General features: G+C 38.1%; 19 protein-coding genes and 1 riboswitch. Of the genes, 14 read left to right on the plus strand and 5 right to left on the minus strand.

Features of this window, described 5'->3' with window-relative positions:
* The first annotated feature begins 16 nt into the window (after nucleotides 1-16).
* Nucleotides 17-778 (plus strand): triose-phosphate isomerase, encoded by a 762-nt coding sequence (gene tpiA, locus BW964_RS07205; RefSeq protein WP_073333957.1) that lies wholly within the window; start codon nucleotides 17-19, stop codon nucleotides 776-778.
* A 98-nt stretch (nucleotides 779-876) separates the two neighbouring features.
* On the opposite strand, the gene BW964_RS07210 is transcribed toward tpiA, so the two are convergent.
* Nucleotides 877-2,142, minus strand: coding sequence for an esterase-like activity of phytase family protein (locus BW964_RS07210; protein ID WP_076506044.1), 1,266 nt, complete (start codon nucleotides 2,140-2,142; stop codon nucleotides 877-879).
* Between the two features lie 501 nt (nucleotides 2,143-2,643).
* A riboswitch (cobalamin riboswitch) is annotated at nucleotides 2,644-2,835 on the plus strand.
* A gap of 82 nt (nucleotides 2,836-2,917) precedes the next feature.
* On the opposite strand from BW964_RS07210, the gene BW964_RS07215 reads away from it, so the two are divergent.
* Entirely contained in the window at nucleotides 2,918-4,042 is a 1,125-nt protein-coding gene (locus BW964_RS07215; RefSeq protein WP_076506046.1) for a T9SS type A sorting domain-containing protein, read from the plus strand.
* Between the two features lie 320 nt (nucleotides 4,043-4,362).
* Here BW964_RS07215 and clpP read toward each other — a convergent pair whose 3' ends face one another.
* On the minus strand, nucleotides 4,363-5,049 hold the full coding sequence (gene clpP, locus BW964_RS07220; protein ID WP_076506048.1) for an ATP-dependent Clp endopeptidase proteolytic subunit ClpP: 687 nt from the start codon (nucleotides 5,047-5,049) through the stop codon (nucleotides 4,363-4,365).
* Nucleotides 5,050-5,168: 119 nt separating this feature from the next.
* On the minus strand, nucleotides 5,169-7,151 hold the full coding sequence (dnaG, locus tag BW964_RS07225) for a DNA primase (protein ID WP_076506705.1): 1,983 nt from the start codon (nucleotides 7,149-7,151) through the stop codon (nucleotides 5,169-5,171).
* A gap of 248 nt (nucleotides 7,152-7,399) precedes the next feature.
* Between dnaG and tsaE the strand changes: the two genes are divergently transcribed.
* The 7 genes from tsaE (at nucleotide 7,400) to BW964_RS07260 (ending at nucleotide 14,141) form a co-directional block, all read left to right on the plus strand.
* Nucleotides 7,400-7,807 (plus strand): tRNA (adenosine(37)-N6)-threonylcarbamoyltransferase complex ATPase subunit type 1 TsaE, encoded by a 408-nt coding sequence (gene tsaE / locus BW964_RS07230; protein WP_076506050.1) that lies wholly within the window; start codon nucleotides 7,400-7,402, stop codon nucleotides 7,805-7,807.
* A 70-nt stretch (nucleotides 7,808-7,877) separates the two neighbouring features.
* The gene (locus BW964_RS07235) at nucleotides 7,878-9,071 is read left to right on the plus strand and encodes an alanine dehydrogenase (RefSeq protein ID WP_073333976.1); all 1,194 of its coding nucleotides are present in this window, start codon (nucleotides 7,878-7,880) and stop codon (nucleotides 9,069-9,071) included.
* Nucleotides 9,071-9,442 carry a hypothetical protein gene (locus tag BW964_RS07240; protein ID WP_076506051.1) on the plus strand — a complete coding sequence of 124 codons (372 nt, stop codon included), beginning with the start codon at nucleotides 9,071-9,073 and terminating at the stop codon, nucleotides 9,440-9,442. The genes BW964_RS07235 and BW964_RS07240 overlap by 1 nt, the downstream gene beginning before the upstream one ends.
* Nucleotides 9,443-9,613: 171 nt before the next feature.
* Nucleotides 9,614-10,387 (plus strand): histidine kinase, encoded by a 774-nt coding sequence (locus tag BW964_RS07245; protein WP_084175686.1) that lies wholly within the window; start codon nucleotides 9,614-9,616, stop codon nucleotides 10,385-10,387.
* Entirely contained in the window at nucleotides 10,362-11,072 is a 711-nt protein-coding gene (locus BW964_RS07250) for a LytR/AlgR family response regulator transcription factor (protein WP_076506053.1), read from the plus strand. The genes BW964_RS07245 and BW964_RS07250 overlap by 26 nt, the downstream gene beginning before the upstream one ends.
* A gap of 109 nt (nucleotides 11,073-11,181) precedes the next feature.
* The gene (locus BW964_RS07255; RefSeq protein WP_076506054.1) at nucleotides 11,182-11,571 is read left to right on the plus strand and encodes a hypothetical protein; all 390 of its coding nucleotides are present in this window, start codon (nucleotides 11,182-11,184) and stop codon (nucleotides 11,569-11,571) included.
* Nucleotides 11,572-11,861: 290 nt separating this feature from the next.
* Nucleotides 11,862-14,141, plus strand: a complete 2,280-nt coding sequence (locus BW964_RS07260; protein ID WP_076506056.1) for a cation:proton antiporter — start codon at nucleotides 11,862-11,864, stop codon at nucleotides 14,139-14,141.
* Between the two features lie 129 nt (nucleotides 14,142-14,270).
* Here the strand turns inward: BW964_RS07260 and BW964_RS07265 are convergent, their stop codons facing one another.
* Together BW964_RS07265 and BW964_RS07270 are read right to left on the minus strand one after the other, a co-directional pair.
* A complete protein-coding gene (locus tag BW964_RS07265) occupies nucleotides 14,271-14,936 on the minus strand; it encodes a hypothetical protein (protein WP_123911933.1) in 666 nt (221 codons plus the stop codon).
* Nucleotides 14,937-15,110: 174 nt separating this feature from the next.
* Nucleotides 15,111-15,848, minus strand: a complete 738-nt coding sequence (locus BW964_RS07270) for a hypothetical protein (protein ID WP_076506058.1) — start codon at nucleotides 15,846-15,848, stop codon at nucleotides 15,111-15,113.
* A gap of 294 nt (nucleotides 15,849-16,142) precedes the next feature.
* Here BW964_RS07270 and BW964_RS07275 point away from each other — a divergent pair, with 294 nt between their 5' ends.
* The 5 genes from BW964_RS07275 (at nucleotide 16,143) to BW964_RS07295 (ending at nucleotide 20,610) form a co-directional block, all read left to right on the plus strand.
* The gene (locus tag BW964_RS07275) at nucleotides 16,143-16,622 is read left to right on the plus strand and encodes a hypothetical protein (RefSeq protein WP_076506059.1); all 480 of its coding nucleotides are present in this window, start codon (nucleotides 16,143-16,145) and stop codon (nucleotides 16,620-16,622) included.
* 202 nt (nucleotides 16,623-16,824) lie between these two features.
* Entirely contained in the window at nucleotides 16,825-17,667 is an 843-nt protein-coding gene (locus BW964_RS07280) for a prephenate dehydrogenase (protein ID WP_076506060.1), read from the plus strand.
* A 439-nt stretch (nucleotides 17,668-18,106) separates the two neighbouring features.
* Nucleotides 18,107-18,379 carry a DUF2089 family protein gene (locus BW964_RS07285; RefSeq protein ID WP_076506062.1) on the plus strand — a complete coding sequence of 91 codons (273 nt, stop codon included), beginning with the start codon at nucleotides 18,107-18,109 and terminating at the stop codon, nucleotides 18,377-18,379.
* Nucleotides 18,380-18,389: 10 nt separating this feature from the next.
* A complete protein-coding gene (locus BW964_RS07290; protein WP_076506063.1) occupies nucleotides 18,390-18,971 on the plus strand; it encodes a YIP1 family protein in 582 nt (193 codons plus the stop codon).
* 4 nt (nucleotides 18,972-18,975) lie between these two features.
* A complete protein-coding gene (locus BW964_RS07295) occupies nucleotides 18,976-20,610 on the plus strand; it encodes a serine hydrolase domain-containing protein (protein ID WP_084175688.1) in 1,635 nt (544 codons plus the stop codon).
* Nucleotides 20,611-20,622: the final 12 nt, after the last annotated feature.

The following is a 20,622-nucleotide window of genomic DNA, read 5'->3' on the forward strand; positions in this document are numbered from 1 at the left end:
CTAATTATATAAGACTATGAGAAGAAAAATAGTTGCAGGAAACTGGAAAATGAACAAAAATGTCATTGACGCACAACAGTTAATGATTCAATTACTGAGCTATAAAAATAGTAACACCACCCAATGCGAAGTATGGATTGCGCCGCCTTCTTTATATCTGATGATGGCTAAAGATATCTTTGAAAAAGATGAGATCGGTGTGTTTTCTCAGGATATGAGCGAGCATGAAAGCGGTGCTTATACCGGTGAACTTTCTGCGGATATGCTTGAATCTATCGATGCAACAGGTTCATTAATCGGGCATTCTGAAAGAAGACAATACCACGGTGAAACAGATTCTCACTGTAACAGAAAAATCAAATTAGCTCTTGATAAAGGACTCATCCCGGTATATTGTAATGGTGAAACGCTTGAACAAAGAAAAGCAGGACAACATTTTGAAGTGGTAAAAAACCAGACAGAAGTCGCTCTTTTCACCCTTTCTGCGGAAGAAATCAAAAAAGTAGTTATTGCCTATGAACCGGTTTGGGCTATTGGAACAGGTGAAACCGCTTCTCCGGAGCAGGCTCAGGAGATTCATGCGCACATCAGAAGCATCATTGCTGCTAAATACGGCCAGGAAGTTGCAGATGAAATTTCTATCCTTTACGGAGGTTCTGTGAAACCGGATAATGCAAAAGAAATTTTCTCTCAGCCTGATATCGATGGTGGACTGATCGGAGGGGCCGCTTTAAAATTAGAAGATTTTTCTAAAATTATTGAAGGTTTTAATTCATAGATTTTTGGCTAAAGCCTATTCTATTGAATCTATTCAAGACGATATACAATCAAAAACGGCGGCATCTTCGATGCCGCCGTTTTCTTAAAAAAATCTAATTATTGAATATCGACTACATACATCGTTCCTTTATCTACTTTTCCTGTTTTAGGAAGGATCTTGGCTTTTGGATTTCCGTTTCCGTCGTCTACAATTCCAAAATCATCATCATTGAAGACGGCCAGCTTATTATTTCCCAAGTAAACGATTCCTTCAAATTTATCATGTTCATATCCTAATTTAGCCACCAGATCTACGGCTAAAACTTTGGAAACTGGTTGGATTCCTGCATTCGTAATTTCATCCCAGGTAGATTGCTCTAAAGCTTTATTGTTGATTTTCATCCCGTCAACAGCTGCAATATCGGTTCCGTTCACGTCTGAAGCTCCGGCAATATTGATCCGGTATACTTTTTTGGTCCCTCCCTGAGAGCCAAAATTACCATCTCTTTCGATCACAAGGAATTCCGTACTGCTGATCGCTGTGATATCACACACTGAATCTGAAGCTCCTCCATTTTGCTTATACAGGTATTGTTTGGTTTGTCCTGTTGCAATATCAAAGGTGACGATTCTTGTTAACGTGGTATTCGTCGCGAGTACTTTGGTAGGGACATACATCGTAGACTGTATAGTACCAACCAGCATTTTTCCGTCCGGAGTGATGCATAATCCTTCCATTCCTCTATTGGCTCTTCGTTTTGCCAAAACAGCTGGTAATTTTCTTGGCCCGGTATTCACCCCTATCGGACTTATTCTTTCCAGCTCTACTCCTTCTGCATTATAATGAACGATATGCGGACCATATTCGTCAGAGACCCAAAATGTTCCATCCGGTGCTGCTACAATACTTTCGCTATCCAGACCATAATTATCTGTTCCCAAAACATTTCCTGATGCATCGTAGGCTGTTTCTCCAGTGCTTCCCATTCCTGCGGGATTTGGAAGACCTGTAATCGGCTGGCCTGAAGGATTTTTAAGTTTAATATATTTGATAACCTCGATATTCCCTTCTGCATTGATCTTAAAATGCATAATTGTCGGGGTAAAATTCGGGGCCGGAAATTTTTTTCCGTTCAGATAGTCTGTATTCGGACCACGGTCGGTAATGACATAAAACTCTCCCTTCCTGGTTGGATGGGCAGCTGCTCCTGAACCGAAGCCACCGTTAAGAATGTCTACTCCATTTATCGTCACCAATTTGGAGAAAGGAAATTCCTGAGGAAGTTTAGCATAATTGATATCCTGGTTATTCATTTTGTTGTCATCATCTTTACATGATGCAAGCGCTGTGAATACGATCGCCGATAACAGAAGTTTTCTCATAGTTACTTTTATGCCGCGAAAGTATACATTGATTGTAAACTGATGTTGAATTTAATAATAATTGTATTTTAACAATCAAGTTTCATGGTATTCTTTTGTCTTGAAACAAAAGAATCAAAAATTCAAAACCTGGAAACTTCCGCTAAAAATAAATGCTGTTCTCTAAAAATTCTAAAACTTGCGCTGAATGACTATTTCTGCTTTGTTTCAATTACAGCCCCACGCTTCGGACAGTAGAATTTTTTTAACGTTCACAGCATTTATTTTTTTAACGCTCCATTTTCCAAAGTCAATGCAGAAAGGCTATAAAATCAATATTCAGAAAATTTTATAATAAATCAAAAGTTTTAAATTTTAAACACGAGATTAATCCTAATATCAACACCATTCTCTCCTATTCTTTATTAAATCAAAAAATCACGATCTAAAAAATATCCAACCCTTAAACAAAAGGAATAAATAGAAAGATAATTCACAAAACGGCTTCAAAAATTTATATGATATATTTGCAGCAGTTAAGGCTGAACATCTGTTCATTAACAGGGAATCAAGTGAGAAGAAATTCAATGCTTGGGCTGTACCCGCAACTGTAAGCTGTATCAAACTTTGAGTACATAAAGCCACTGGATCCAAGTCCGGGAAGGCGTACTTGGAGAAGCAAGCCAGGAGACCTGCCTTATCTGCATTCGCTTCAGCAAGAGAAGGATCTGAAAAAGATTCTGCATTCTTTTTCTGCGGGAAAGTTTCGGGAATAAAACTTTAATTTAAATATATTATGAAAAAGATCTATCTTTTTTTTCTGCTGCTGGCTTTGCAGCTGTTTTCTGCCCAATTTACAGAGAATGACATTAAATTCTGGGTAGGAACGGGCTCCAAAAAGGCTTATTTCATTGCCGATTTTAATGACAGTGACAATCCCACATCATATGCATGGGGCTATCGTTATGATGCGAATAATCTTACGATGGAAGACCTCATTAATGCTATCGCGGCGGCAGAGCCTACAATAGAGGCAGAAGTTCCCTCAGGTTTTCTTTACAGTTTCAATTACAACCATCACATTCCTAGCTTGGAAGATTACTGGTCTACCTGGTCCGGCCCAACTGCTGAGAACATGAATTTAAATAATGGAGTCAACAATGATCCGCTAGTTAACGGAAAATGGTACGGCCTTTCTTTCGGTTATGGATTTACCTCTACCACACCGCCACTTTCCCATCCTTCATCTCCCGTGGCCGCTTATCATTCTGCATGGTATAATGCATCGCAGATTACCAACTGGATCGGTACAGGAAGCAATACAAGTCTTGTCGTTGTCGATTTTGGAACAAACAATTCAAATGGTGAAGCTCACTCTTTTGTTTTTGGAATTAGATATAATGGAAGCCTAACCGCTGAACAAGCTTTACAGTTGATTCATGCTCAGGCGCCTTACTTTAATTTTACCTCAGCAAGCAACCAGATCAGCACTCTTTCTCTTAATAATTTTGCCGGAAATACTTCCGGAACTAATACTTGGAAGCTTTTCAAAGGAAAAGATCTATCAAGCTGGAGAGGACAGACCAATTTATCTCAGATTCAGTTGGGAAATAACGACTGGCTAGGCCTTAGCTTTGGAAACAGAATGCCATTTACTCCAAGGGAAGCATCAAGCTCTACTTTAAGCGTTTCTGATATCCGTAAAAAAGAATTTAGTATTTACCCAAATCCGGCAAGTGATTTTATCCAGATAGAAACTTTGGAAAATATTAAAGAAGTGAACATCTATACTGTTTCAGGAGAAAAAATATTGACTGCAAATACATCGAGAATCAATATTCAGGCTTTGAAGACCGGAATGTATATGGTGGAAATTAAAACATCGAAGAATACAATAGTTCATAAGATCATTAAAAAATAGGTGAAACGCGTCTTAAGGGGCGCGTTTTTGTTTTTACAACCTTTTATGAGTTGTGATCAATAATTTGAGTGCATTTTTAAACCACCCCGTCAAAAATTCTTTGAATTTTCGCCACCCCTCCGGAGGATGGGAATTAGGGTCGAGGGATTTTTGTCGCTGTGAAAACCTTCGAATTTCATAACTTAAGTGACCTTCTTTTCGTATAGCTGTTAAACTTAAAAGTAACTAAAGTGTTAAAAAACATTTTGCCTCTTTTCTGATTAAAAACAAAAAAAAGCACCGGAAATCCGGTGCGTTTTTCAATATTCCTGAAAAGGAAATTATTTTTTCTCTGTAGATCTCTGTAAAACTTCGTCTACCATTCCGTAGCCTTTTGCTTCCTCAGAAGTCATCCAGTAGTCTCTGTCTGAAGACTTTTCTACCCACTCGTAAGTTTGTCCTGAGTGATGACCAATGATTTCATAAAGCTCCTGCTTTAATTTAAGCATTTCTCTTAAGTTGATCTCCATATCTGAAGCTACTCCCTGGGCACCTCCTGAAGGCTGGTGAATCATTACTCTTGAATGCTTAAGCGCTGAACGTTTTCCTTTTTCTCCTGCTACAAGTAATACCGCACCCATTGAAGCTGCCATTCCTGTACAGATTGTAGCGACGTCCGGCTTGATGATCTGCATCGTGTCATAGATTCCTAACCCTGCATAAACACTTCCTCCCGGAGAGTTGATGTAGATCTGGATATCCTTGGCAGAATCAGAACTTTCCAAGAATAAAAGCTGAGCAGTTACGATGTTGGCCACCTGATCGTCAATTCCTGTTCCCAAGAAGATAATTCTGTCCATCATCAGACGTGAAAACACGTCCATTTGGGCAACGTTTAATCTTCTTTCTTCCATGATATATGGCGTAAGATTGGTTGGACCATACATTCCCATATACTGATCGGTAACAAGACCGTTATTTCCTAAATGTTTTACAGAGAAATCTCTGAATTCTTTTTTAATGTCCATATTTCTATTATGTATTATTAAATATTTTTCGAAGTTTAAATTACAACTTTTATTCCTAAAATTTTATAGGACTTTTTGTCAGAGAATTCCGGTCTGATGATCAGCAGTATGTCTGCAATCTATCTTTTTCTATCGATGTAGATGCCTTTGATAGGTGAGTATTCAATAATATCACTTAATCTGATCGAGGCCTGTTTCAGCAGGGTAATCTTTTTGATCAGCTCATAATATTTCACTTCATCCGTTTCGCTGTACTGATCCAGCTGTCTTGCTGTTTCTTTGATCAGATAATCAATATATCTGTATTTGTGCAGCAAAACATCTCCCTGAACCTGTTCCGCTATTTTGTCACCATAATTGGGCGGATAAATATTTCTGGAACCCCAGTTTTCCAGTTCATCCAGAGGAATCAGAGCATCTACTACCTTTGAAGTGATTTCTTCGTCCATAAAAGCGACAAAAAAGTTTCCGCTTCTTAGCTCGTCTTTTTGAATTCCTTCTTTCACCTGGTTGATGATAATTTCATTGCCTTTTACTAAAAAGCTATATTGTTCTTCTTCAAAATGCAGAAGGATTTCTTCAATAACGGTAATCTGATATTCTTCGTTTTTCTCGTTGGTTCTTTTCAGAACAATATCACCAAACATCAGCATATGATCGACAAGTTTACTTTCCATAAACAAAACGTCATACAGATAAGGATCTTCTTTTTCCTCATCCGGAGGCACGATTTCAAGCTTGGCCGGAGCTTTTTCTTTTTGCTGCTGAATGTGATGGGTCTGGTTCTGAGTGATTTGTTTCTGAACATCCAGTTCATTGAAAAGACTCTGTTCCGACAATCCGAATTTATTGGAAACCTCTTTCAGATACACTTCCCTTTTCAGCGCATTCTGTACGAAAGAAACCGATTTTACGATATTCTGGATAGCTTCGGCCTTTTTGATGGGATCATTTCCGGCATCTTTTAAAAGGATGTCCGCTTTAAAGTCGATGAAATCTGTCGCTTCATTTTCGATGAACTTTTCTACATAATCCTGCGGATGCTTTCTGGCAAATGAGTCCGGGTCATCCCCTTCCGGAAAAAGCAGGACACGAATGTTCATTCCCTCTGTCAAAAGCATATCAATACTTCTGAAACTGGCTTTGATTCCTGCATTGTCACCATCAAAAAGAATGGTTACATTTTCCGTCAGCCTTTTGATGAGTTTAATCTGCTCGATGGTCAAAGACGTTCCTGAACTGGCCACTACGTTTTCAATCCCTGACATATGAAGCGCGATCACGTCCATATAGCCTTCTACCAGCAGACAGTTGTTTTTTCTGGAAATCGCCTGCTTACTCTGATTCAAACCATAAAGAACATTGGATTTATGGTAAATCTCCGTTTCCGGCGAGTTAAGATATTTGGCCGTCTTAACATTATTTTTAAGAATCCTAGCCCCGAAACCTAAAACCCTGCCCGAAAAACTGTGAATAGGGAAAATAACCCTTTCTCTGAAACGGTCGATTCCGGATGGTGTATTTTCAGGAAATATAGAAAGTCCTGATTTTTCAAGAATATCTTTGTTATAGCCTTTTTCTTCTGCATAAACGGTGAAGGCATTTTTCTTTTCCACGGAATACCCAAGCTGGAACTTTTTGATGATATCATCTTTCAGCTCACGTTCTCTGAAATACGCCAAACCGATGCTTCTTCCTTCTTCCGAATCCCAAAGAATCTCCTGAAAATAGGTATTGGCAACCTCATGAATTTTATACAGCTGATCTTTTTCGGTCTGTGCATGTTTTGCTTCTTCAGAAAACTCACGCTGATCTTCTTCAATTTCGATCCCATATTTTTTAGCAGCGTGGCGAAGGGCTTCAGGATAGGTAAAATTCTCGATTTCCATCAGGAAAGAAATGGCAGTTCCTCCTTTTCCTGTTGAAAAGTCTTTCCAAATCTGTTTACTCGGTGAAACAACGAAACTCGGAGACTTTTCATCATGAAAAGGACTGAGTCCTTTAAAATTAGACCCGGCTCTTTTCAGCTGAACGTATTCTCCTACTATCTCTTCTACCCGTATCGTTGAAAAAATTTTATCTATGGTCTGTTTGGAAATCATAGTGTAAAAATAAGTAAATTTATACAGATAGAAAAAGTCTTTTGAGCCAGATCCCCGGGAAAGCTGGAGGGTTTGAGTAGCTGGATACAGGAACAAAAAATGCTATTATCTCTATCAGCCTTAAAGATAATAAGTTTAAAAAAACAGATTTCCGAATCCATCAATTACCAGCATCATCACTATTCCACTTTTAGTCTCCAACACGCAACCCTCAAACTAAATTCCTTATTTTTGCACAAATTACTTTTATGCAGTTCATTATAAAAAACATCGAAGACTGGCAGGAAGTTGTCGATAAGATCATTCCTGACGTAAAGCATAACATCCTTCTTTTAAAAGGAAACCTGGGTGCGGGTAAAACGACATTCACTCAATTTCTTCTCAAAAATCTGGGAAGTCAGGATGAAGTGAACTCACCTACCTACTCTATCGTGAACGAATACACTACGCCTAAAGGAAAGATCTACCACTTTGATCTTTACCGCTTAAAAAACATCGAAGAAGTCTATGACATCGGGATTGAAGAATACCTGGATAATGCATTTTTATGCATCATAGAATGGCCTGAAGTGTATGAAGAGGAGCTCTACGGGCTTAAGTACCACACAATGAGCATCGTGAATACAGGGGATGAAAGAGAAATTTCATTCGAGTAAATATTATGTATCTTTGCTTCATAAATTCAATTGAAAAACAACAACCTGTAAGACATAATTTATTTAAAGAATGAGTACTACAAATATTTTTACTCCTTTTACTGAAGAAGAATTGATGCCGAAAGAAGAAAAGTTGGAGGTTATAAAGAAAGGAAAGCAATTCAGTATTGGAATTCCAAAGGAGACCTGTCTTAACGAAAGGAGAACGTGCATTACTCCTGATGCAGTACAGGTACTGGTAGAACACGGCCACGAACTCATCATAGAAGCAGGTGCCGGAGAAGGTTCTTTTTTTACAGATTTACAGTATTCTGAATCTGGAGCAAAGATCACCAATGATCCTAAAGAAGCTTTCGGGCAGGATCTTATTCTCAAAATTAATCCTCCTACAGAAGATGAGATTGATTATATGAAACCTAATACCTATCTGGTTTCAGCTCTTCAGATCAACCTTAGGGATAAAGATTATTTCCTCAAGTTGGCGGAAAGAAAGATCAATGCCATCGCTTTTGAATTTATTGTTGACGAATACAAACAGCTTGCCCTGGTAAGACTGGTCGGCGAAATTGCAGGAACAGTATCGGTCTTGTATGCATCTGAACTTCTCGCCTTATCAAATGGCTTAATGTTGGGTGGTATCACAGGCGTAAGACCTGCAGAAGTTGTGATCTTAGGAGCAGGAATTGTGGGAGAATTTGCCACAAAAGCAGCTATCGGACTTGGAGCCAGCGTAAGGGTTTTTGATAACTCCCTTTCAAAACTTAGAAGACTGCATACTCTTGTGGACAGCCGCGTTCCAACTTCAATTATTGACCCTAAAGAATTAAGCAAAGCATTAAGACGTGCTGATGTGGTGATCGGGGCACTTCCAAGATTGAATATGACCCCTATCGTTACCGAAGAAATGGTTGCGAAAATGAAGAAAGGCAGTGTAATCATTGATATTACCATAGACAACGGTAAAGTGATCGAAACATCCGAACTAACAACGATGGAGGATCCTTATATCATCAAACACGGTGTTATCCACTGCGGACTTCCCAATCTTACCTCGAGAATGCCGAGAACTACCACAAAAGCAATTTCCAATTTCTTCCTTTCCTATATTCTGAATTATGATGAGGAAGGCGGTTTTGAAAATATGCTGATCCGCAAAAATGAAATGAAGCAAAGTCTGTATATGTATAAAGGAAGGCATACCAAAAAAGTGATATGCGACCGTTTCGGACTTACTTACCATGATATCAATCTTTTAATTTTCTAATGAAAAAGTTTAAATTCTTTTTAATAGGCCTTGTTCCGGGGCTGATTCTTGTATTTTTTATTTTAAACAAAAAAGGCGCAAGCTGCAGCGGATATCTTCCCAACAGCCGCGTGATCGCAGAAACCCTGTCTAAAGAGTTCAAATATTCTGAAGACGTCAAAAACGGAATGAGTACTTATAAAATTGATGAGAAATTTATAAAAGACAGTATCATTACCACCGGAAAAGTAGATTTCGACAGAAGTCACGCCCAGAAAAAGCCGTGTCCTGACTATGTTATCACGTATCCTGAAAAGAATCCTTCTTATGAAATCACTTTTGAAAAATGTGAGGAAACAGTTACGCTGAATTCTTTGAAAAAGCTGAAATAAATAAATTTTATTTGTAAACATTAAGGAATTAAGAAACTTGCTTAAAAATGGATAATTAAGGATTTGATAATGTCAAATAGTAAGCAGCATGCTTTATTATCTTAACAGCTTAAATGCTCTTAATCATCAAATTAAACTGATTTTAAATAGTAGCATCAAATAATATTTTTTATGGAAGGCAATTACTATATGATCCACGATTATCTGATATTCATTGGAGTTTCTGCTATTTTCTTTCTGCTAACGGTCAGCATTTACCTGTTCAGCCAGAACAGCAATTTCAGGAAAAAAAATACCAGGCTGTCTGAAACAAATAAGATCATTGAACAAAAACTCAATGAAGTTCAGCTGGAACATATCGGCACAAAGCTGAATCCCCATCTGTTTAAGAATATACTGAATTCCGTGCAGTCGCATGCCTACCAGACTTATATGTCTCTGGATAAGCTGGCGAATGTCCTGGATTATATTTTATACGAAAGCAATAATAAATTTGTAAGCCCGAAAGAGGAACTGAATTTTGCGTTAAGTCTTATTGAGATCAATAAAATAAAGATCAACCCTCTTTTTGATTTCAGAATCAAGTCCAAAATCAATAAATCTGATGCGATGTACGAAGAAAAGGTTTTTGCTCCGCTGATCTCTGTTGATCTTATTGAAAATGCTTTCAAACATACAGATTTTCTGGCTCAGGACTCTTTCATCTCGATCCATCTGGAACTTGAAGACCGTGTTTTCACCATGAAAGTCAGCAACAAATCTTCTTTAAAGAATATTCTGGAAAAGGAAAACAGTGGTTTTGGAAGCCAATCCCTTGATCAAAGACTTAAAATGATTTACAGCAATCATTATCAGCTTGAGAAAAGTTCTAAAAACGGTATCTTCACCGCAGAATTAAAAATCAATTTAGGAGAATTCTATGATAAAGTGCGTTATTCTCGATGATGAACTGCTGGCGATCAGCTATTTAAAACTTCTATGCGAACAGATTGAAAATGTAGAAGTGGTAAAGGCATTCAATGATCCTAAAATTTTTCTAAGTGAAATAGATAACATCGACTGTAATCTGTGCATTCTTGATATTGAGATGCCGGGAATGACCGGACTTCAGGTAGCAGAAATTATTTCCGGTTCCAAAAAGATCATCTTTACCACCGCTTATAAAGAATACGCAGCAGAAGCTTTTGATCTGAATGTGGTAGACTATGTAAGAAAACCCATCAAAAAAGAAAGACTGATCCAGGCCTTCGAAAAAGCAAAAGAACTGGTAGACGCTCCCCATAAAAAAGATCTGATCGAATGGAATACCAATATCGGGAGAACCATTATTTTTACAGAACAGATCGCTTACATTAAAACATCGGAGATCGACAGCCGTGACAAAGATATTATCCTGAATGACGGAACGACCATTGTCCTTAAAAATCTCAGCTTTAAAACTCTTCTTGAAATGCTTCCTTCCAAAGATTTCGCCCAGGTGAATAAAAAAGAGATCATCGCTCTGGCTTCCATCAAAATATTTTCCACCAACGAAATCATTACTACCATTCAGGCGGAAAACGATCATTTTCTCAAGCTTCAGATTGGAGAAGCCTATAAAAATTCATTGATGGAACTGTTCGGAAAGTAGATCTTTCAGACGTTTGCGGTTTCACTGCAAAATACCGTGGTTTCATTACATCCTTCCCTTTTACACCATCGATCCGGTGTATTTTTGCTCCAGATTAAATGATTTTATAATGAAAAATTGTGTGTATGCAGCAGGAATTCTCATATCCGGACTTTGCTTTTCCCAGGAAACAGGTTCAAAGGTGAAAGCCTCCTTTTTCGACGGAGTTGTGGTGGCCGGATATGTAGATCATGGCGCTTTTATCAACTTTACAGGCCCGAGTGTCAGCTTTACCCATAAAGGTTTGAAACTGATCGCCGGAATGCTCCCTTCACTACGGATCAAAGAAGATCATTCTGCGGGAACAAAAAACAGTCCGATCACTCCAAACCTGGGCGCAGGTCTTACCGTAGTGTACAAAAAGATCGCGCTTCAAATACCGGTTTATTACAATACAAAAACATCTGCAGAAAACGGAGCCTGGAAAGTTGGAATCGGCTTGGGATATTCTTTAAAGTAGATTTTTTGAAATCAGAAATAGGGGTCGTAGAAGTGAAGTTATTGAGGGCCAAATAATATTGTTACCCTTGTCAAGGTTTAAAACCTTGACAAGGGTAAAGAATCAAAACTAGTAAGTTTCGTCCATTTTTTTCAACCTCCCTTTTCCCGCTCCCTGCTGGATAATCTCAATTTCGTTAATCAGACTTAAGGTTTTTATTACATTTTTTAGAACATTTATTACATTTTAGAAAGAAGGGGTATTTAACATCAATATATTCTCATCAACTTTGCATTAAAATATTAGGAATCATGAACTGGGGAAAATACAGAAATTTAATTTTTTACATACTGACCATCGCCTTTTTTTCCTGCCTGATGTACTTCTTCATCATAGAAGGACAGACGCTGGAGATCGGTGAAAATATCGTCAGAAAAACCAATACTGGCTCTACCTGGGAGAATTTTCAGGAATCTTTTAAAGCCAACCTCCACCATCCGCTGGCATTGCTTCTTGCACAGATCGTCACCATTATTCTGGTCGCAAGACTTTTCGGATGGATCTGTATGAAAATCAAACAGCCTACGGTAATTGGTGAAATGATTGCTGGGATCGTTTTAGGGCCATCACTTCTTGGGATGTACTTTCCTGAATTTTCCGCTTCTCTTTTTCCGAAAGAATCTTTAGGTAATTTACAGTTTCTGAGTCAGATCGGTCTTATTCTGTTTATGTACATCGTTGGGATGGAGCTGGATCTGAGTGTATTAAGAAAAAAAGCTCACGATGCAGTAGTGATCAGTCATGCGAGTATCATCATCCCTTTTGCGTTGGGAATCGGTCTGTCCTATTATGTGTATCAGGAATTTGCGCCGGAAGGTATCCAGTTTACATCTTTTGCCCTGTTCATCGCTATTTCAATGAGTATTACGGCATTTCCGGTATTGGCCAGAATTGTTCAGGAGCGAAATCTTCAGAAAACCAAGCTGGGAACTATTGTTATTACCTGTGCGGCAGCTGATGATATTACAGCATGGTGTATCCTTGCCGCTGTTATAGCCATTGTAAAAGCAGGATCTTTCACCAGTTCTATTTATGTGATCATTATGGCTGTTGCCTATGTATTTTTAATGATTAAGATCGTAAGACCATTTTTAAAAAGAATCGGGGATCTTCAGGCGGGCAAAAAAACCATCAGTAAACCGATGGTCGCGATTTTCTTCCTGACCTTGATCCTTTCTGCGTATGCTACTGAAGTCATCGGTATCCACGCATTGTTCGGAGCGTTTATGGCTGGAGCTATCATGCCAGAGAATGCAAAATTCCGTACGCTTTTCATCGATAAGGTTGAAGATGTCGCTTTAGTACTTCTCCTTCCGTTATTCTTTGTATTTACAGGTCTCCGCACACAAATCGGCTTACTGAATGATGGTCATTTGTGGATGACGGCAGGATTTATCATTTTAACGGCTGTCACAGGAAAATTCATAGGAAGTGCACTCACAGCACGGTTTGTAGGAATCAACTGGAAAGAAAGTTTAACGATTGGTGCTTTAATGAATACAAGAGGATTAATGGAGCTTATCGTCCTGAATATCGGGTATGATCTAGGCGTGTTAAGCCCGGAGATTTTTGCGATGCTGGTTATCATGGCTTTGTTTACTACATTTATGACGGGTCCTGCTTTAGACTTTATTAATTTTATTTTTAAATCTAAAAAAAGTGACGAAGAAATGCATGATGGTAATGATTCCAAATACCGCGTACTGCTTTCTTTTGATAAACCGGAATCCGGAAGCACACTTCTGAAGCTGGCTCACGATTTCACTAATAAAATGAACGGCAATAAAAGCATCACTGCGATGAATATTGCTCCCGTGGACGAAATGCACGCTTATGATAGCAATGAATATGAGGACGCCCAGTTCAAAAACGTCATCGAAACGTCACACGATCTGAAACTGGAAGTCACCACCCTTTTCAAAGCGTCTACCGATATTCAAAACGACCTTGCCGGTATTTCAAATAAAGGAAATTATGATCTTCTTCTGATTATGCTTGGGAAATCAATGTATGAGGGAAGCTTACTGGGAAGACTGCTGGGATTCACCACCAAAATTATCAATCCTGAAAAGCTTCTGAATACGGTAAAAGGAAAGGGAAATATTTTCAACAATTCTCCTTTTGACGATTTTACGCTTCAGATCCTTGATAAAACCCATATTCCGGTCGGCATTATGGTAGAGAAAGATTTCAAATCAGCGGATAAAGTATTTGTCCCTATTTTTAACCTGAGCGACTTTTATCTGCTGGAGTACGCAAAAAGACTGATCAACAATAACAATTCACAAATCATCATCCTGGATGCTGCCGGACAGATCCGTAATAATATCGAGGTGAAAGAACTGATCAGAAGTATTGAACAGGTAGCCCCAAATCACATCACTTTATATAACGAGAAAAAGATCGAGAAAGAATTCCTGAACTCACAGGATCTGATGCTGGTCAGCAGCAAAAGCTGGAAAAATCTGATCGACAGTAAGAGCCTTTGGCTGTCTGATATTCCTTCGACGTTGATTATCTCCAATCCATAGAATTAATGTAACAATGTAGCAGTATAACAATGTAACAACAGAATAATCCCGGGTATTATAATTGATATTCATAGTAGTATCCGGCTTGATTAAATGATTGATAAACGGGTACATTGTTATATTGTTACATTATTTTTCCTTCCTGAGTTGTAGAAGTTTTTGAAATGCCTCAGAAATTCTTTCCTGCTCTCCTTCAATATAATCACTGCTAAAAGGTGCACCACAATCCAAACTATGAATTATATGAACCAATTTTCCTTTTTCAAAATAATTCCGGTTTTCTTCAATCTCTGATTTTTTAAAGTCAAAAGCCTCCGTATCATGGTTTTCTTTCATGACTTTAACATCATAAAACAGCGGGCGGTTGTAGGTATATACCTTTTCAAAAACAAAAGACAGATGTCCGTTAAGCAAATAATATTCGGTAAGTACCTGCCCCATCTCTCCGTAAAGTCTTGCCGTTATCTTTTCCAGACGTCCTTTCTGCTCATAAAATACAGCTTCCCCGCCTTCTGCTGACTCCCCTTCTATATCTTTCTTTTTGATGGAACTCCATTGAGTAATAGAATTGATCCTTTTAAAATTGGTGCGGATCGGTTTCAGCCTGTCTGTTAAATATTCGTTGATGGCAATATCATTTTCCCTGAACGATTCTTTGATCTTTACTGTATCAGAGGGTATGATCTGTAAAGAGGCAGAAAGCTTCCGATTTCCAGTTTCGAGTGTGAAAGTTTCCGCATTGCTCCAATGTAGGGCAGCAATGATTACCAATAAAGTATAAAAACAATTCTTCATGATCATTGTATTTTGCCGTGATATTGATCTGCTGTTCTGTAACAAAGCTAGTTAATCTTCATGATAATGCACCTGGGCAGGACAGTCCGTCGGTACATTCTATAATCAAAACCAACTTTTAAAAGCTGATTTTGGAGTGATTCAATAATTTTGTTTTTGCATCCATTCACAAATCTATTTCACTTTAAGAAAAGTTCCTTCTAACGTTGCATTCAGTCCAAACTCACAATCACGGGACTGTTCAGACGGGACTGGTGTAATTGATAAAAAGCCATTGTAAAAGGTTGCCAGGAATGAACATGACTTATTAATTTCAATTGTAAACTGATTATTTTTAATCCTCACCTCCCCCGACGCATCTGCAATATTTCTCCCCGGAGCCCTGGTCACAGAACCAATGTCATAGGAATACATCTGATCTTTTATCTTTTTAATCGTGATACTTCCCTGATACCCATTTTCCCCATATTGATAGGTATACGTTCCTTCAAAACGATCAGACGGAACAGGTGAAAACATTACATGTTCCGGATGTACTTTAGTCTGGATATCAAGGGTTATGGGATACACTGCGTCAGACTTTGTGGAAGACCAGGATCCTGCTAATTTTCCATTTTTTAATTCCGCATCAATAATTCCGCTGATATTTCCATCGCTTTCAAATTCCTCCAGATGATAATGATTTCCAGAATCCAGCGTTCCTATTATTTTAATGGGTTTCTTTTCTTTCGTTTTTACATATCTGATGTTTCCTAAAACGACATTTTTCGAAGCGCTCATCGTTAATTCAACAGGAATTTTTTGATTAATAAGACCGCTAAAGCTATAATTCGCATCAGTATTCTTTTGCTGAGCGTTACAGATGCCTGTGGCAAAGCATATCATGAAGGTTATTTTTTTCAGATCGTTCATAGGATTAGATTTTAATGATAAAATAAATAGGATTCGGTAATGTCATTTTTTTCAAAAAGGCTTGTTTATACAAAAGTACAAAAACACCGCTATTATACTGCTCCTCTGTCTGGAAAAGCCATTGAAAACTGACCAATATTCAGCTCATTAAAAAAGTAACCTTAAACACAAAATTAACTGGTATTCAGATATTTATAAATAAAAACGTTCTAAAATTGCAGATTGGGTCCATTTCAAAGATGAATATTCATTATTTTTGAAACCCTTTAAAAAAGTAAATTTAAAATTCCATCAATGAAAAAAATAAGTTTCGTCTGCGCCAGTCTGCTGGTTTTTACAGCCTGTCAAAATGATTCCAAAAAAGAGAGTACTGAGACCACAACAACTACAAAAGATACCATCGCTGCAAAAGCACCTTCAGCAGATCCCACAACTCCCGAAGTCAAGGAAATCCCCACTTTGAAAGAATGCACGGAAAAACAGGTTGAATATGAAACCGAAGTGGAATGCATCTTTAAAAACAAAGACATTCATGAAGTGTACCAAGCTACGATAAAAGATCAGGAGGTAGAAAAAGCAGAACTTTTACTGCCGGACCTTCCCAAAGAAAATACCACTAAAGAAATCAATAAAGACGGCCTGTTGTCCATCAGTTACACGGTTTCTCCAAAGAAAACAGAGATTGAGTTTCAGTTTGAAGGCGGAGTCACCACCTTAAGGCTGGAGCAAAAGGATAAAGACGTTAAAAGAACCATCATCCATAGCGCAGATTAAGCCGGCAAAGAAGCACCCTGATAATTTAAGCCAAAAATATCTTGAGTTTAAAAAATATTTTATACCTTCGCTTTGTGAATTTCAATAACGCGACATATTATTATAGAATTTTTAACTCAGATCTGGGATAGGGATTCTTATGAACATAACGTAAAAACCTCGTCCTAGGACGGGGTTTTTTATTTTAAAAAAATTTAAAAAGATGAAAATAAGTATTATTGGTGCAGGTTTAATCGGAGGTTCAATGGCTCTAAAATTAAGAGAAAAAGGCATTGCAGATTTTATCTATGGAATTGATAACAATCAGCAGCACATCAGTAAAGCACTGGAACTTAAAATTATTGATGCGGGTACAGATCTCGAATACGGAGTAAAAAATGCTGATTTTATTATCATAGCCGTTCCGGTAGATGCAGCCAGAAAACTGCTTCCGGAAGTACTGGATCTTATCTCGGATCACCAAACGGTCATGGATGCAGGATCTACGAAAGCAGGGATCGTGAATTCAGTTAAAGACCATCCGAAACGTTCCAGATTTGTGGCTTTTCACCCGATGTGGGGAACAGAAAACAGTGGTCCTGCCTCAGCTGTTTCCGATAGTTTCTCAGGAAAGGCCGGAGTGATCTGCAATAAAGAACAATCTGCACCCGACGCCCTTCAGCTGGTCGAAAAAGTGGCGGAAAGCCTCGATATGCACCTGATCTATATGAATGCCGAAAACCACGACATCCATACAGCTTATATTTCTCATATTTCTCATATTACATCATATGCCTTAGCCAATACAGTGCTGGAAAAAGAACGGGAAGAGGAAACGATTTTCCAGCTCGCCAGTTCCGGTTTCTCCAGTACGGTACGTCTTGCAAAATCCCATCCGGAAATGTGGGTTCCCATCTTTAAACAGAACAAAGAAAACGTTCTGGATGTTTTGAATGAACATATTACCCAGCTTAGGAAATTCAAGGCGGCATTAGAAAAAGAAAACTATGAATACCTTGAAGAACTGATCACCAATGCGAACAGGATCAGAGGTATACTAAGGTAAATCAGAAGTAACCGATATGAAAAGACAGGAAGCTGAAAGAAGGAGACAAGAGGTAAATGACCCCCTTGACTACTTCTTTTCAGCTTTTTATTTTAGCACTACTCATTTAACTTCTCCTTGAAGAGCAGGCCAGCTCAACGGAAGCAAAAAATCTTAAGCACTTCATCTACCCTCTCTAAAAAAATATTTCCCGGATCCTCACGAACAATTCAATAAAAAACGTGACAATTCCCTTCCTCCGGAGGGGTGGCGAAAATTCAAAGAATTTTTGACGGGGTGGTTCAATCTTTCAGTTCATTACTCATCCATACTCTATTCCTTCTCTCTGCATCATTAAAATCCACGAATTATATAATTTAATCAACAAAATTTTAATAAAGTTAAAATATTTTTAAACTTTATTAAAAAAAAGCTTACTTTCGTAAAAAAAATATAATCCATGAAACTTCCAACGGTTTGTCCAAGTTGCGACAGTACTTTAAATGTCAGCCAGATGAAATGCCCAAGCTGCAAAACAGAAGTCAGCGGCGATTACGAGCTCCCTGTTTTGCTTAAACTTAACCGTGAAGAGCAGGAATTTGTTGTGAATTTCTTACTTTCCAGCGGAAGCATTAAAGAAATGGCCAAACAGGCCGGACTCTCCTATCCGACGATGAGAAACAAAATGGACGACCTCATCACCAAAGTAGGACAACTAAAAACTAACCTGTAAACCCAACAAGATGAACTGGAAAACCATATTTAATCCTTTTGAAAGGTTTGACGATAAACTGCTTCTTATTATTGGACTTTTGGGAACAGCTCTGGCTATTTTAATGGGCTGTTGGACAGGCACCTTTTTCAGCAGCATATATAAAGTCAACAGTCTGGAAAAAGTAACGCTTCAGGCTGTAGCTATTCCAACCTTAATCAGTTTTTCATCTGCCATACTGATCCTTTTCATATTAGGTAAAATTTTAAACAGTAAAACGAGACTAATAGATATCGTCAACACGGTATTAATTTCACAGCTCTTGCTGGTTATTCTGCAGGCAACGGAAAAAGTAGCCTTTATAAAAGAAGCTCAGGAACGATTGATCAGCCATCAGAAAAATCTTTCAGAAACTTTGCCCGTTGGAGATCTTATGGTTACAATAGGGATGGCATCATTCGCCCTTATTATTTTAATTTATAGCATAACCCTCTATTACAACGGCTTTAAAACTGCCACCAATATTAAAAAATGGCAACATATTGTTCTTTTTGCAGCAGTATCGCTCATTATGACTCTGATATGCCAAATAGTACTATCTAAATACTTCTAACATTATGAAAATCAAATTTTTACTGGTGCTGGTCTTTCTGGCACACCTTTGTCACGCCCAAATTGAAGGCACCTGGAACGGAGAAATCGATACCCAGATGATGAAATTGCCCCTGATACTGAAGATCAAAAAAGGTACGGAAGGCTATTCCTCGCTGCTCAACAGTCCCAAACAAAGCAAAAATGATATCACCGTAGACGAAACGGCTTTCACGAATAACGAACTTAGTTTTAGCATCAAAAAAATCAATGCCAGCTATAAGGGAGTTTTTAAAAAAGATCATTTTGAAGGAAACTTTACCCAGAATGGAAAAATACTTCCTTTAGACCTTTTCAGAAACATTCCTCCTTCTAAAAGTTCTGATGTTCCGTACCTCAATGGAAAAGCAATCAATAAAGAAAAACTGGATCATTTTCTGAATTATATAGCAGAGAAAAACCAGGGAATCGGCAGTGTATCTATTTTCAGAAACGGCGTTCAGGAATACCATAAAGATTTCGGCCAACAGCACTTAAACAACGTGGCCTATGATAAAAACACGCAATATCAAATAGGATCTGTCAGTAAAATGATTACAGCAGTCATGCTGATGCAGCTGGTTGAAAACGGACAACTTAAACTGGATGAAAAGCTGTCAAAATACTATCCGGACATTCCCAACGCGAAGAAAATCACCATCCATCAAATGCTTAATCATACCAGCGGATTGGGCGACTATGTAGGGGAAGCAAAAGACAACTGGCTTTTTGGAAAAACGGTGGGTGATAAAGCGATCATCGCAGAGATCAAAAAACAGGGCGTAAGCTTTGAACCAGGAAAGAAAACCCAATATTCCAATTCAGCCTATTTTCTACTGAGCAGAATTCTGGAAAAAATTTCCGGCAAACCCTATAATATCCTTTTAAAGGAAAATATCCTGGAAAAAGCGGGAATGCAACATACTTTTTCAGTATTGGACGATCCAAAGAATGTATTTAAATCTTATAAATTCACAGAAGGAAGCTGGAAAGAAGTTCCTGATTTTGATTTCTATAACTGTATTGGTTTAGGAGATATTGTTTCTACTACAGAGGATATGAATACTTTCATGGATGCTTTATTCAACGGAAAATTCATTAAAAAAGAGACTCTTGAAATGATGACTTCCAATAAAGAGGAAAAATTTTTCGGAACCGGAATTATGAAAGTGCCTTTCTATAATGTTATAGCCTACGGACATGGTGGCGATACAGCAGGGTCTCACTCTATTCTATCCTACGAACCGAATGATAAGCTCTCTTTCGCAGTGACCATTAACGGAGAAAATCTGTCCCATAATGATCTGTATCTTGGTATTTTAAATCTTTTATATGGAAGAGATTACCAGTACCCATCATTTGACAATGAAAAATCAGATCCAGAACTAAAAAAATATGAAGGAGAATATGAATCAAAAGAAATCCCGATTCCTTTGACTGTATTTTCTAAAAACGGATCTTTGTTTGCGCAAGGAACAGGACAACAGGAATTCCCTCTGGAAAAGATGGAAAAAAATAAATTCCAGTTTGAAAAAGCTGGGATCACCCTTCTCTTTATTCCGGAAAACAAACAGATGCAACTCATTCAGAAAGGAAAAACCTATCTATTTGATAAAAAGTAGTTCAAATTCTTT

This window comes from Chryseobacterium shigense (assembly GCF_900156575.1).
Lineage (GTDB): Bacteria > Bacteroidota > Bacteroidia > Flavobacteriales > Weeksellaceae > Chryseobacterium > Chryseobacterium shigense.